Source organism: Radiobacillus kanasensis (assembly GCF_021049245.1).
GTDB lineage: Bacteria > Bacillota > Bacilli > Bacillales > Amphibacillaceae > Radiobacillus > Radiobacillus kanasensis.
Map to the genome: position 1 here is coordinate 39,543 of NZ_CP088020.1, position 12,965 is coordinate 52,507.

Sequence of the window (12,965 nt, forward strand, 5' to 3'; positions counted from 1 at the left end):
GAGGGGTTTCCATGCGTGGTGGTGGAAATATGAATAAAATGATGAAGCAAATGCAAAAAATGCAAAAAGATATGATGAAGGCTCAAGAAGATCTTCAGGAAATGTCATTTGAAGCATCTGCTGGTGGTGGAATGGTCAAAGTGGTGGCCAACGGTAAAAAAGAAATTGTAGAGGTAGAAATTAAAGAAGAAGTAGTCGATCCAGATGATGTGGAAATGCTTCAAGATTTAATTATTACAGCAACGAATGATGTATTAAAACAAGTAGAAGATAAAACAAATGATACAATGGGACAATTTACAAAGGGCTTAAATTTACCTGGAGGAATGTTCTAGGAGGAATGGTTTTGTATGTACTATCCTGAACCGATATCCAAGCTGATAGATAGCTTTACAAAACTGCCAGGAATCGGACCGAAAACTGCGGTTCGACTGGCTTTTTTTGTTTTGAATATGAAAGAGGATGATGTGCTAGATTTTGCCAAATCGTTAGTAAATGCAAAACGAGAACTGACGCATTGTTCAATTTGTGGGCATATTACAGATGAAGATCCTTGTGCGATTTGTCAGGATGACTCCCGGGATAGCTCCCTTATTTGTGTCGTACAGGATCCGAAAGATGTTATCGCGATGGAAAAAATGAAAGAATTCCGTGGGAAATATCATGTCTTACATGGTGCTATCTCTCCAATGGATGGCATTGGTCCAGAGGACATTAATGTTCCTTCTCTATTAAATCGATTGAAGGACGAAGAAGTGGAAGAATTAATTTTGGCAACGAACCCGAACATAGAAGGGGAAGCTACAGCTATGTATATATCCAGATTAGTTCGACCTTCTGGTATTAAAACAACTCGTATCGCGCATGGTTTACCTATGGGTGGAGATTTGGAGTATGCAGATGAGGTAACATTGTCAAAAGCACTTGAAGGAAGACGTGAACTGTAACACTCCTTAATGGAAGGTGATCCTCGTGTTTGGAAAAAAGATCAAGCGAAAAGAGATAGACGAACAACTATTAGATAGAACGTATCAATTAAAACATGAGTGGATGAGCTTAAAATCCATTATAGAAAAAAGTGTGGAGCCAAGCGAGCAGGGATTGTTTGACCTCGCAATAGCAGAAGCGAAATACTTCTATCTATTAAAAGAGGCAAGACATAGAAAAATAAGTGCACGCTTTTAAATTATTAAAGGAAAGCTGTTCTTTTTCCTCTATTTCTTTCATACGTTAAGTAGAAAGGACAAGTCTAGAGGGGGAAAAGAATTGGATGCTACTGTAGTCATTATAGGTGTTGTTGCATTAATTGCGATTCTTTTAATTGTAGGCGCACCACTAAAGCCGATGCGATTTTTAGCAAAAGGCACGGTGAAGCTAGTTATTGGAGTTCTGTTTTTATTCTTTTTCAATGTATTTGGTGCATCGTTAGGATTACATCTACCGATAAATATATTTACAGCTGTAGTGGCAGGTTTTTTAGGAATACCAGGATTAGCGTCATTAACAGCTGTTCATATCTTTATCTTGTAAGAGCCGAAGAGGCTCTTTTTTTATATCAGTTGACCGTAGAAGTGAAATAAAGGCTCAGTCTGCTTGCTACGGCATAGTTTACTTTAGGAACAGTTGTATCTACATTAAGAGTAGGCACTTGAAATTAATTGGGCTACATAATAGCATTGACTATCCATTTAAAAATTGTTATATTAATAAACGTCGCTTCGACAGTTCTTGCATAATAGAATGTCGTTGGGATATAGACGAAAAATAATAAATAAAAAGTTGTTGACTTTCGGATGATAACTTGATATGATATAAAAGTTGTCGCTAAAACAACAACAAAAGATATTGATCCTTGAAAACTGAACAAAACAACCAGTATGTTAAGTAAGATTTTAGCTAGCTTTATTTGAGTGAAGAACTCAAAACTCTATTGGAGAGTTTGATCTTGGCTCAGGACGAACGCTGGCGGCGTGCCTAATACATGCAAGTCGAGCGCGGGAAGCCATCTGACCCCTTCGGGGTGACGATGGTGGAACGAGCGGCGGACGGGTGAGTAACACGTGGGTAACCTGCCTATAAGACTGGGATAACTCCGGGAAACCGGGGCTAATACCGGATAATACTTTTTCCTGCATGGGAGAAAGTTGAAAGGCGGCTTCGGCTGTCGCTTATAGATGGACCCGCGGCGCATTAGCTAGTTGGTAGGGTAATGGCCTACCAAGGCAACGATGCGTAGCCGACCTGAGAGGGTGATCGGCCACACTGGGACTGAGACACGGCCCAGACTCCTACGGGAGGCAGCAGTAGGGAATCTTCCGCAATGGACGAAAGTCTGACGGAGCAACGCCGCGTGAACGATGAAGGTTTTCGGATCGTAAAGTTCTGTTGTTAGGGAAGAACAAGTACAAGAGTAACTGCTTGTACCTTGACGGTACCTGACGAGAAAGCCCCGGCTAACTACGTGCCAGCAGCCGCGGTAATACGTAGGGGGCAAGCGTTGTCCGGAATTATTGGGCGTAAAGCGCGCGCAGGCGGTTTCTTAAGTCTGATGTGAAAGCCCACGGCTTAACCGTGGAGGGTCATTGGAAACTGGGGAACTTGAGTGCAGAAGAGGAGAGTGGAATTCCACGTGTAGCGGTGAAATGCGTAGATATGTGGAGGAACACCAGTGGCGAAGGCGACTCTCTGGTCTGTAACTGACGCTGAGGCGCGAAAGCGTGGGGAGCGAACAGGATTAGATACCCTGGTAGTCCACGCCGTAAACGATGAGTGCTAGGTGTTAGGGGGTTTCCGCCCCTTAGTGCTGAAGTTAACGCATTAAGCACTCCGCCTGGGGAGTACGGCCGCAAGGCTGAAACTCAAAAGAATTGACGGGGGCCCGCACAAGCGGTGGAGCATGTGGTTTAATTCGAAGCAACGCGAAGAACCTTACCAGGTCTTGACATCCTCTGAACACTCTAGAGATAGAGCTTTCCCTTCGGGGACAGAGTGACAGGTGGTGCATGGTTGTCGTCAGCTCGTGTCGTGAGATGTTGGGTTAAGTCCCGCAACGAGCGCAACCCTTGATCTTAGTTGCCAGCATTCAGTTGGGCACTCTAAGGTGACTGCCGGTGACAAACCGGAGGAAGGTGGGGATGACGTCAAATCATCATGCCCCTTATGACCTGGGCTACACACGTGCTACAATGGATGGTACAAAGGGCAGCGAAGCCGCGAGGTGAAGCAAATCCCATAAAACCATTCTCAGTTCGGATTGTAGGCTGCAACTCGCCTATATGAAGCCGGAATCGCTAGTAATCGCGGATCAGCATGCCGCGGTGAATACGTTCCCGGGCCTTGTACACACCGCCCGTCACACCACGAGAGTTGGCAACACCCGAAGTCGGTGAGGTAACCTTTTAGGAGCCAGCCGCCGAAGGTGGGGCCAATGATTGGGGTGAAGTCGTAACAAGGTAGCCGTATCGGAAGGTGCGGCTGGATCACCTCCTTTCTAAGGAAAGATAACGGAAGCCAGCTCTTCGGAGCTGGTCAGAGAACATACTGGTTCGTTTGGTTCAGTTTTGAGGGATTAACGCTCTCAATGCCACTTTATTGTGGTTTTTTGTACCTTGAAAACTAGATAAGAGCATTAGAATAGTGGAAGTTCTTTGAGAATGGAAACTAGACTAATACAAGACATTCAACAGTAACAAACCAAACGTCTTTTCACAGACAAATTAGTTAAGTGAAGAAGGGCGCACGGTGGATGCCTTGGCACTAGGAGCCGAAGAAGGACGGGACGAACACCGATATGTCTCGGGGAGCCGTACGTAGGCGTTGATCCGGGAATTTCCGAATGGGGAAACCCACTACTCGTAATGGAGTAGTACCTATATCTGAATACATAGGGTATAGGAGGCAGACCTGGGGAACTGAAACATCTTAGTACCCAGAGGAAGAGAAAGCAAATGCGATTTCCTGAGTAGCGGCGAGCGAAACGGAATTAGCCCAAACCAGAAAGCTTGCTTTCTGGGGTTGTAGGACACTCTATACGGAGTTACAAAGAAATAGTGTAGACGAATCGATCTGGAACGATCAGCCGAAGAAGGTAAGAGCCCTGTAATCGAAAGACTGTTTCCTCCAGAGTGGATCCTGAGTACGGCGGAACACGTGAAATTCCGTCGGAATCCGGGAGGACCATCTCCCAAGGCTAAATACTCCCTAGTGACCGATAGTGAACCAGTACCGTGAGGGAAAGGTGAAAAGCACCCCGGAAGGGGAGTGAAATAGATCCTGAAACCGTGTGCCTACAAGTAGTCGGAGCCCGTTAACGGGTGACGGCGTACCTTTTGTAGAATGGACCGGCGAGTTACGATCTCTTGCAAGGTTAAGTTGTATAGACGGAGCCGCAGCGAAAGCGAGTCTGAATAGGGCGTTATAGTAAGGGGTCGTAGACCCGAAACCGTGTGATCTACCCATGTCCAGGGTGAAGGTCAGGTAACACTGACTGGAGGCCCGAACCCACGCACGTTGAAAAGTGCGGGGATGAGGTGTGGGTAGGGGTGAAATGCCAATCGAACACGGAGATAGCTGGTTCTCTCCGAAATAGCTTTAGGGCTAGCCTCAAGAAATGAGTACTGGAGGTAGAGCACTGATTGGACTAGGGGCCCTCATCGGGTTACCGAATTCAGTCAAACTCCGAATGCCAGCTACTTTATCTTGGGAGTCAGACTATGGGTGATAAGGTTCATAGTCGAAAGGGAAACAGCCCAGACCACCAGCTAAGGTCCCCAAGTATACGTTAAGTGGAAAAGGATGTGGAGTTGCTTAGACAACCAGGATGTTGGCTTAGAAGCAGCCACCATTTAAAGAGTGCGTAATAGCTCACTGGTCGAGTGACTCTGCGCCGAAAATGTACCGGGGCTAAACGTATCACCGAAGCTGTGGATTGTTCTTCCGAACAATGGTAGGAGAGCGTTCTAAGTGCAGGGAAGTCAGACCGTAAGGACTGGTGGAGCGCTTAGAAGTGAGAATGCCGGTATGAGTAGCGAAAAAGAAGTGAGAATCTTCTTCACCGAATGCCTAAGGTTTCCTGAGGAAGGCTCGTCCGCTCAGGGTTAGTCGGGACCTAAGCCGAGGCCGAAAGGCGTAGGCGATGGACAACAGGTGGATATTCCTGTACCACCTCCTTTCCGTTTGAACGACGGGGGACGCAGTAGGATAAGGAAAGCGCACCGATGGATGTGTGCGTCTAAGCAGTGAGTGAGTCAGATAGGCAAATCCGTCTGGCAATCACAAGCTGTGATGGGGAGGGAAATTTAGTACCGAAGTTCCTGATTTCACACTGCCAAGAAAAGCCTCTAGTGAGGAAAGAGGTGCCCGTACCGCAAACCGACACAGGTAGGCGAGGAGAGAATCCTAAGGTGATCGGGAGAACTCTCGTTAAGGAACTCGGCAAAATGACCCCGTAACTTCGGGAGAAGGGGTGCTTCTTGCATGAGAAGCCGCAGTGAAAAGGCCCAAGCGACTGTTTAGCAAAAACACAGGTCTCTGCGAAGCCGAAAGGCGAAGTATAGGGGCTGACACCTGCCCGGTGCTGGAAGGTTAAGGGGATGCGTTAGCCGCAAGGCGAAGCGTTGAACCGAAGCCCCAGTAAACGGCGGCCGTAACTATAACGGTCCTAAGGTAGCGAAATTCCTTGTCGGGTAAGTTCCGACCCGCACGAAAGGTGCAACGACTTGGGCACTGTCTCAACGAGAGACCCGGTGAAATTATACTATGCGTGAAGATGCGCATTACCCGCGACAGGACGGAAAGACCCCGTGGAGCTTTACTGTAGCCTGATATTGAATGTTGGTACAGCTTGTACAGGATAGGTGGGAGCCTGAGAAACCGGAGCGCTAGCTTCGGTGGAGGCGTCGGTGGGATACCACCCTGGCTGTACGGACCTTCTAACCCAGGACCGTAATCCGGTTCGGAGACAGTGTCAGGTGGGCAGTTTGACTGGGGCGGTCGCCTCCCAAAGAGTAACGGAGGCGCCCAAAGGTTCCCTCAGAATGGTTGGAAATCATTCGAAGAGTGTAAAGGCAGAAGGGAGCTTGACTGCGAGACCTACAAGTCGAGCAGGGACGAAAGTCGGGCTTAGTGATCCGGTGGTTCCGCATGGAAGGGCCATCGCTCAACGGATAAAAGCTACCCCGGGGATAACAGGCTTATCTCCCCCAAGAGTCCACATCGACGGGGAGGTTTGGCACCTCGATGTCGGCTCATCGCATCCTGGGGCTGTAGTCGGTCCCAAGGGTTGGGCTGTTCGCCCATTAAAGCGGTACGCGAGCTGGGTTCAGAACGTCGTGAGACAGTTCGGTCCCTATCCGTCGTGGGCGCAGGAAGTTTGAGAGGAGCTGTCCTTAGTACGAGAGGACCGGGATGGACACACCGCTGGTGCACCAGTTGTTCCGCCAGGAGCATAGCTGGGTAGCTACGTGTGGAAGGGATAAGTGCTGAAAGCATCTAAGCATGAAGCCCCCCTCAAGATGAGACTTCCCATCATTTTAAATGAGTAAGATCCCTCAGAGACGATGAGGTTGATAGGTTCGAGGTGGAAGCATGGTGACATGTGTAGCTGACGAATACTAATCGATCGAGGACTTAACTAAATTTAGAAAGCGGAGCGGGCTCGCTCAGACACGACACGCATAAGACAGTCCCTGGAAAGACCATGATCTTAGGACTTGTAAGGGAATGACTTATGACGCGAGTGTCTAGCCCGCGCAGCTAGACTGTTTCAGTCTAAGCAATTGAATGTCTTAACTCTTATCTAGTTTTTAGGGTGCAAATCCCAATTGATGCATAGAATCAAGTTAAAGAAATCTAAAAAAAGACTTGCATTTTATATTCAAAGTCAATATAATATACCTTGTCCTTGAAAATTAAAGAGACAATGTCTGGTGGTTATAGCAACGAGCTTTTCATCCACCGAATACTCTACGAGTAACCCCGAAGCATTGAGCATCTTTGAATAAGCTTGTAGATGCAGGGGTCATACAATAAAATTAGATTTAAGGTCTGGTGGTTATAGCAAAGAGGTCACACCTGTTCCCATGCCGAACACAGTAGTTAAGCTCTTTAGCGCCCATGGTAGTTGGGGCATTGCCCCTGCGAGAGTAGGACGCCGCCAGGCGGTATCGGAGGATTAGCTCAGCTGGGAGAGCACCTGCCTTACAAGCAGGGGGTCGCAGGTTCGAGCCCTGCATCCTCCACCATATGCCGGTCTAGCTCAATTGGTAGAGCAACTGACTTGTAATCAGTAGGTTGGGGGTTCAAGTCCTCTGGCCGGCACCACCTAATACCATCTATATTATAGTTAGTAAATATTATGAGCTTTTTGCTCATCTTGGTGAATAATGAGCCATTAGCTCAGTTGGTAGAGCAACGAGCAATACATCTACCGAATAAGCTGCGAGTAACCCCGAAGCATCAATCATCTTCGACTCATCTTGTAGATACAGGGGTTTACAGAATGGACGCTCAAATTAATTAAGAGAACAAACACTTAACGAGCCATTAGCTCAGTTGGTAGAGCATCTGACTTTTAATCAGAGGGTCGCAGGTTCGAATCCTGCATGGCTCACCATTTTTATTGCGGGTGTGGCGGAATTGGCAGACGCGCTAGACTTAGGATCTAGTGTCTCTTGACGTGGGGGTTCAAGTCCCTCCACCCGCACCAATTCTTAATGCGGAAGTAGTTCAGTGGTAGAACACCACCTTGCCAAGGTGGGGGTCGCGGGTTCGAATCCCGTCTTCCGCTCCAGATAATTTGCCATGCCGGGGTGGTGGAATTGGCAGACACACAGGACTTAAAATCCTGCGATAGGTGACTATCGTGCCGGTTCAAGTCCGGCCCTCGGCACCATGCGCCCGTAGCTCAATTGGATAGAGCGTTTGACTACGGATCAAAAGGTTAGGGGTTCGACTCCTCTCGGGCGCGCCATTAACGGGAAGTAGCTCAGCTTGGTAGAGCACTTGGTTTGGGACCAAGGGGTCGCAGGTTCGAATCCTGTCTTCCCGACCATGAAAAATTTAATTATGGGGCCTTAGCTCAGCTGGGAGAGCGCCTGCTTTGCACGCAGGAGGTCAGCGGTTCGATCCCGCTAGGCTCCACCATTTTTTGATCCTTGAAAACTGAACAAAACAACCAGTATGTTAAGTAAGAATTTAGCTAGCTTTAAATTGAGTAAAGAACTCAAAACTCTATTGGAGAGTTTGATCTTGGCTCAGGACGAACGCTGGCGGCGTGCCTAATACATGCAAGTCGAGCGCGGGAAGCCATCTGATCCCTTCGGGGTGACGATGGTGGAACGAGCGGCGGACGGGTGAGTAACACGTGGGTAACCTGCCTATAAGACTGGGATAACTCCGGGAAACCGGGGCTAATACCGGATAATACTATTTCCTGCATGGGAGAAAGTTGAAAGGCGGCTTTTGCTGTCGCTTATAGATGGACCCGCGGCGCATTAGCTAGTTGGTAGGGTAATGGCCTACCAAGGCAACGATGCGTAGCCGACCTGAGAGGGTGATCGGCCACACTGGGACTGAGACACGGCCCAGACTCCTACGGGAGGCAGCAGTAGGGAATCTTCCGCAATGGACGAAAGTCTGACGGAGCAACGCCGCGTGAACGATGAAGGTTTTCGGATCGTAAAGTTCTGTTGTTAGGGAAGAACAAGTACAAGAGTAACTGCTTGTACCTTGACGGTACCTGACGAGAAAGCCCCGGCTAACTACGTGCCAGCAGCCGCGGTAATACGTAGGGGGCAAGCGTTGTCCGGAATTATTGGGCGTAAAGCGCGCGCAGGCGGTTTCTTAAGTCTGATGTGAAAGCCCACGGCTTAACCGTGGAGGGTCATTGGAAACTGGGGAACTTGAGTGCAGAAGAGGAGAGTGGAATTCCACGTGTAGCGGTGAAATGCGTAGAGATGTGGAGGAACACCAGTGGCGAAGGCGACTCTCTGGTCTGTAACTGACGCTGAGGCGCGAAAGCGTGGGGAGCGAACAGGATTAGATACCCTGGTAGTCCACGCCGTAAACGATGAGTGCTAGGTGTTAGGGGGTTTCCGCCCCTTAGTGCTGAAGTTAACGCATTAAGCACTCCGCCTGGGGAGTACGGCCGCAAGGCTGAAACTCAAAAGAATTGACGGGGGCCCGCACAAGCGGTGGAGCATGTGGTTTAATTCGAAGCAACGCGAAGAACCTTACCAGGTCTTGACATCCTCTGAGCACTCTAGAGATAGAGCTTTCCCTTCGGGGACAGAGTGACAGGTGGTGCATGGTTGTCGTCAGCTCGTGTCGTGAGATGTTGGGTTAAGTCCCGCAACGAGCGCAACCCTTGATCTTAGTTGCCAGCATTTAGTTGGGCACTCTAAGGTGACTGCCGGTGACAAACCGGAGGAAGGTGGGGATGACGTCAAATCATCATGCCCCTTATGACCTGGGCTACACACGTGCTACAATGGATGGTACAAAGGGCAGCGAAGCCGCGAGGTGAAGCAAATCCCATAAAACCATTCTCAGTTCGGATTGTAGGCTGCAACTCGCCTACATGAAGCCGGAATCGCTAGTAATCGCGGATCAGCATGCCGCGGTGAATACGTTCCCGGGCCTTGTACACACCGCCCGTCACACCACGAGAGTTGGCAACACCCGAAGTCGGTGAGGTAACCTTTTAGGAGCCAGCCGCCGAAGGTGGGGCCAATGATTGGGGTGAAGTCGTAACAAGGTAGCCGTATCGGAAGGTGCGGCTGGATCACCTCCTTTCTAAGGAAAGATAACGGAAGCCAGCTCTTCGGAGCTGGTCAGAGAACATACTGGTTCGTTTGGTTCAGTTTTGAGGGATTAACGCTCTCAATGCCACTTTATTGTGGTTTTTTGTACCTTGAAAACTAGATAAGAGCATTAGAATAGTGGAAGTTCTTTGAGAACGGAAACTAGACTAATACAAGACATTCAACAGTAACAAACCACGTCTTTTCACAGACAAATTAGTTAAGTGAAGAAGGGCGCACGGTGGATGCCTTGGCACTAGGAGCCGAAGAAGGACGGGACGAACACCGATATGTCTCGGGGAGCCGTACGTAGGCGTTGATCCGGGAATTTCCGAATGGGGAAACCCACTACTCGTAATGGAGTAGTACCTATATCTGAATACATAGGGTATAGGAGGCAGACCTGGGGAACTGAAACATCTTAGTACCCAGAGGAAGAGAAAGCAAATGCGATTTCCTGAGTAGCGGCGAGCGAAACGGAATTAGCCCAAACCAGAAAGCTTGCTTTCTGGGGTTGTAGGACACTCTATACGGAGTTACAAAGAAATAGTGTAGACGAATCGATCTGGAACGATCAGCCGAAGAAGGTAAGAGCCCTGTAATCGAAAGACTGTTTCCTCCAGAGTGGATCCTGAGTACGGCGGAACACGTGAAATTCCGTCGGAATCCGGGAGGACCATCTCCCAAGGCTAAATACTCCCTAGTGACCGATAGTGAACCAGTACCGTGAGGGAAAGGTGAAAAGCACCCCGGAAGGGGAGTGAAATAGATCCTGAAACCGTGTGCCTACAAGTAGTCGGAGCCCGTTAACGGGTGACGGCGTACCTTTTGTAGAATGGACCGGCGAGTTACGATCTCTTGCAAGGTTAAGTTGTATAGACGGAGCCGCAGCGAAAGCGAGTCTGAATAGGGCGTTATAGTAAGGGGTCGTAGACCCGAAACCGTGTGATCTACCCATGTCCAGGGTGAAGGTCAGGTAACACTGACTGGAGGCCCGAACCCACGCACGTTGAAAAGTGCGGGGATGAGGTGTGGGTAGGGGTGAAATGCCAATCGAACACGGAGATAGCTGGTTCTCTCCGAAATAGCTTTAGGGCTAGCCTCAAGAAATGAGTACTGGAGGTAGAGCACTGATTGGACTAGGGGCCCTCATCGGGTTACCGAATTCAGTCAAACTCCGAATGCCAGCTACTTTATCTTGGGAGTCAGACTATGGGTGATAAGGTTCATAGTCGAAAGGGAAACAGCCCAGACCACCAGCTAAGGTCCCCAAGTATACGTTAAGTGGAAAAGGATGTGGAGTTGCTTAGACAACCAGGATGTTGGCTTAGAAGCAGCCACCATTTAAAGAGTGCGTAATAGCTCACTGGTCGAGTGACTCTGCGCCGAAAATGTACCGGGGCTAAACGTATCACCGAAGCTGTGGATTGTTCTTCCGAACAATGGTAGGAGAGCGTTCTAAGTGCAGCGAAGTCAGACCGTAAGGACTGGTGGAGCGCTTAGAAGTGAGAATGCCGGTATGAGTAGCGAAAAAGAAGTGAGAATCTTCTTCACCGAATGCCTAAGGTTTCCTGAGGAAGGCTCGTCCGCTCAGGGTTAGTCGGGACCTAAGCCGAGGCCGAAAGGCGTAGGCGATGGACAACAGGTGGATATTCCTGTACCACCTCCTTTCCGTTTGAACGACGGGGGGACGCAGTAGGATAAGGAAAGCGCACCGATGGATGTGTGCGTCTAAGCAGTGAGTGAGTCAGATAGGCAAATCCGTCTGGCAATCACAAGCTGTGATGGGGAGGGAAATTTAGTACCGAAGTTCCTGATTTCACACTGCCAAGAAAAGCCTCTAGTGAGGAAAGAGGTGCCCGTACCGCAAACCGACACAGGTAGGCGAGGAGAGAATCCTAAGGTGATCGGGAGAACTCTCGTTAAGGAACTCGGCAAAATGACCCCGTAACTTCGGGAGAAGGGGTGCTTCTTGCATGAGAAGCCGCAGTGAAAAGGCCCAAGCGACTGTTTAGCAAAAACACAGGTCTCTGCGAAGCCGAAAGGCGAAGTATAGGGGCTGACACCTGCCCGGTGCTGGAAGGTTAAGGGGATGCGTTAGCCGCAAGGCGAAGCGTTGAACCGAAGCCCCAGTAAACGGCGGCCGTAACTATAACGGTCCTAAGGTAGCGAAATTCCTTGTCGGGTAAGTTCCGACCCGCACGAAAGGTGCAACGACTTGGGCACTGTCTCAACGAGAGACCCGGTGAAATTATACTATGCGTGAAGATGCGCATTACCCGCGACAGGACGGAAAGACCCCGTGGAGCTTTACTGTAGCCTGATATTGAATGTTGGTACAGCTTGTACAGGATAGGTGGGAGCCTGAGAAACCGGAGCGCTAGCTTCGGTGGAGGCGTCGGTGGGATACCACCCTGGCTGTACGGACCTTCTAACCCAGGACCGTAATCCGGTTCGGAGACAGTGTCAGGTGGGCAGTTTGACTGGGGCGGTCGCCTCCCAAAGAGTAACGGAGGCGCCCAAAGGTTCCCTCAGAATGGTTGGAAATCATTCGAAGAGTGTAAAGGCAGAAGGGAGCTTGACTGCGAGACCTACAAGTCGAGCAGGGACGAAAGTCGGGCTTAGTGATCCGGTGGTTCCGCATGGAAGGGCCATCGCTCAACGGATAAAAGCTACCCCGGGGATAACAGGCTTATCTCCCCCAAGAGTCCACATCGACGGGGAGGTTTGGCACCTCGATGTCGGCTCATCGCATCCTGGGGCTGTAGTCGGTCCCAAGGGTTGGGCTGTTCGCCCATTAAAGCGGTACGCGAGCTGGGTTCAGAACGTCGTGAGACAGTTCGGTCCCTATCCGTCGTGGGCGCAGGAAGTTTGAGAGGAGCTGTCCTTAGTACGAGAGGACCGGGATGGACACACCGCTGGTGCACCAGTTGTTCCGCCAGGAGCATAGCTGGGTAGCTACGTGTGGAAGGGATAAGTGCTGAAAGCATCTAAGCATGAAGCCCCCCTCAAGATGAGACTTCCCATCATTTTAAATGAGTAAGATCCCTCAGAGACGATGAGGTTGATAGGTTCGAGGTGGAAGCATGGTGACATGTGTAGCTGACGAATACTAATCGATCGAGGACTTAACTTAAATCTTATGAATGTCTTAACTCTTATCTA

General features: G+C 49.5%; 4 protein-coding genes, 9 tRNA genes and 5 rRNA genes. All 18 read left to right on the forward strand.

All coding sequences use genetic code 11. The features are described 5' to 3' along the window. Nucleotides 1–11 precede the first annotated feature (11 nt). The 18 genes from KO561_RS00185 (at nucleotide 12) to KO561_RS00270 (ending at nucleotide 12,936) form a co-directional block, all read left to right on the forward strand. The gene (locus tag KO561_RS00185) at nucleotides 12–335 is read left to right on the forward strand and encodes a YbaB/EbfC family nucleoid-associated protein (protein ID WP_231095101.1); all 324 of its coding nucleotides are present in this window, start codon (nucleotides 12–14) and stop codon (nucleotides 333–335) included. Nucleotides 336–350: 15 nt separating this feature from the next. Then, complete coding sequence (gene recR, locus KO561_RS00190; protein WP_231095102.1) at nucleotides 351–947, forward strand: recombination mediator RecR; 597 nt, start codon at nucleotides 351–353, stop codon at nucleotides 945–947. A gap of 25 nt (nucleotides 948–972) precedes the next feature. After that, on the forward strand, nucleotides 973–1,185 hold the full coding sequence (locus tag KO561_RS00195) for a YaaL family protein (RefSeq protein WP_231095103.1): 213 nt from the start codon (nucleotides 973–975) through the stop codon (nucleotides 1,183–1,185). An 81-nt stretch (nucleotides 1,186–1,266) separates the two neighbouring features. Further along, nucleotides 1,267–1,530 carry a pro-sigmaK processing inhibitor BofA family protein gene (locus tag KO561_RS00200; protein WP_231095104.1) on the forward strand — a complete coding sequence of 88 codons (264 nt, stop codon included), beginning with the start codon at nucleotides 1,267–1,269 and terminating at the stop codon, nucleotides 1,528–1,530. A gap of 397 nt (nucleotides 1,531–1,927) precedes the next feature. Beyond that, nucleotides 1,928–3,490 (forward strand): 16S ribosomal RNA (locus KO561_RS00205). 228 nt (nucleotides 3,491–3,718) lie between these two features. Next, nucleotides 3,719–6,635 (forward strand): 23S ribosomal RNA (locus KO561_RS00210). Between the two features lie 408 nt (nucleotides 6,636–7,043). Further along, nucleotides 7,044–7,159: ribosomal RNA gene (rrf, locus tag KO561_RS00215) — 5S ribosomal RNA — on the forward strand. 6 nt (nucleotides 7,160–7,165) lie between these two features. Next, nucleotides 7,166–7,241: transfer RNA gene (locus KO561_RS00220), tRNA-Val, on the forward strand. 3 nt (nucleotides 7,242–7,244) lie between these two features. After that, nucleotides 7,245–7,320, forward strand: a tRNA-Thr gene (locus KO561_RS00225). Between the two features lie 216 nt (nucleotides 7,321–7,536). Continuing rightward, nucleotides 7,537–7,612 (forward strand) — tRNA-Lys (locus tag KO561_RS00230). Between the two features lie 8 nt (nucleotides 7,613–7,620). Continuing rightward, nucleotides 7,621–7,705 (forward strand) — tRNA-Leu (locus KO561_RS00235). A gap of 9 nt (nucleotides 7,706–7,714) precedes the next feature. Then, nucleotides 7,715–7,789, forward strand: a tRNA-Gly gene (locus tag KO561_RS00240). Nucleotides 7,790–7,802: 13 nt separating this feature from the next. Further along, nucleotides 7,803–7,891, forward strand: a tRNA-Leu gene (locus KO561_RS00245). Nucleotide 7,892: 1 nt separating this feature from the next. Then, nucleotides 7,893–7,969, forward strand: a tRNA-Arg gene (locus KO561_RS00250). Between the two features lie 4 nt (nucleotides 7,970–7,973). Further along, nucleotides 7,974–8,050 (forward strand) — tRNA-Pro (locus KO561_RS00255). Nucleotides 8,051–8,066: 16 nt separating this feature from the next. After that, nucleotides 8,067–8,142 (forward strand) — tRNA-Ala (locus KO561_RS00260). An 87-nt stretch (nucleotides 8,143–8,229) separates the two neighbouring features. After that, a 16S ribosomal RNA gene (locus KO561_RS00265) occupies nucleotides 8,230–9,792 on the forward strand. A 226-nt stretch (nucleotides 9,793–10,018) separates the two neighbouring features. After that, a 23S ribosomal RNA gene (locus tag KO561_RS00270) occupies nucleotides 10,019–12,936 on the forward strand. The 16S, 23S and 5S rRNA genes sit together here with 9 tRNA genes alongside, the layout of an rRNA operon. Nucleotides 12,937–12,965 lie beyond the last annotated feature (29 nt).

Excerpts from the sequence above, each read along its gene's own strand:
- recR (WP_231095102.1), top strand. The coding sequence starts at position 351 with ATGTACTATCCTGAACCGATATCCAAGCTGATAGATAGCTTTACAAAA.
- KO561_RS00185 (WP_231095101.1), top strand. The coding sequence starts at position 12 with ATGCGTGGTGGTGGAAATATGAATAAAATGATGAAGCAAATGCAAAAA.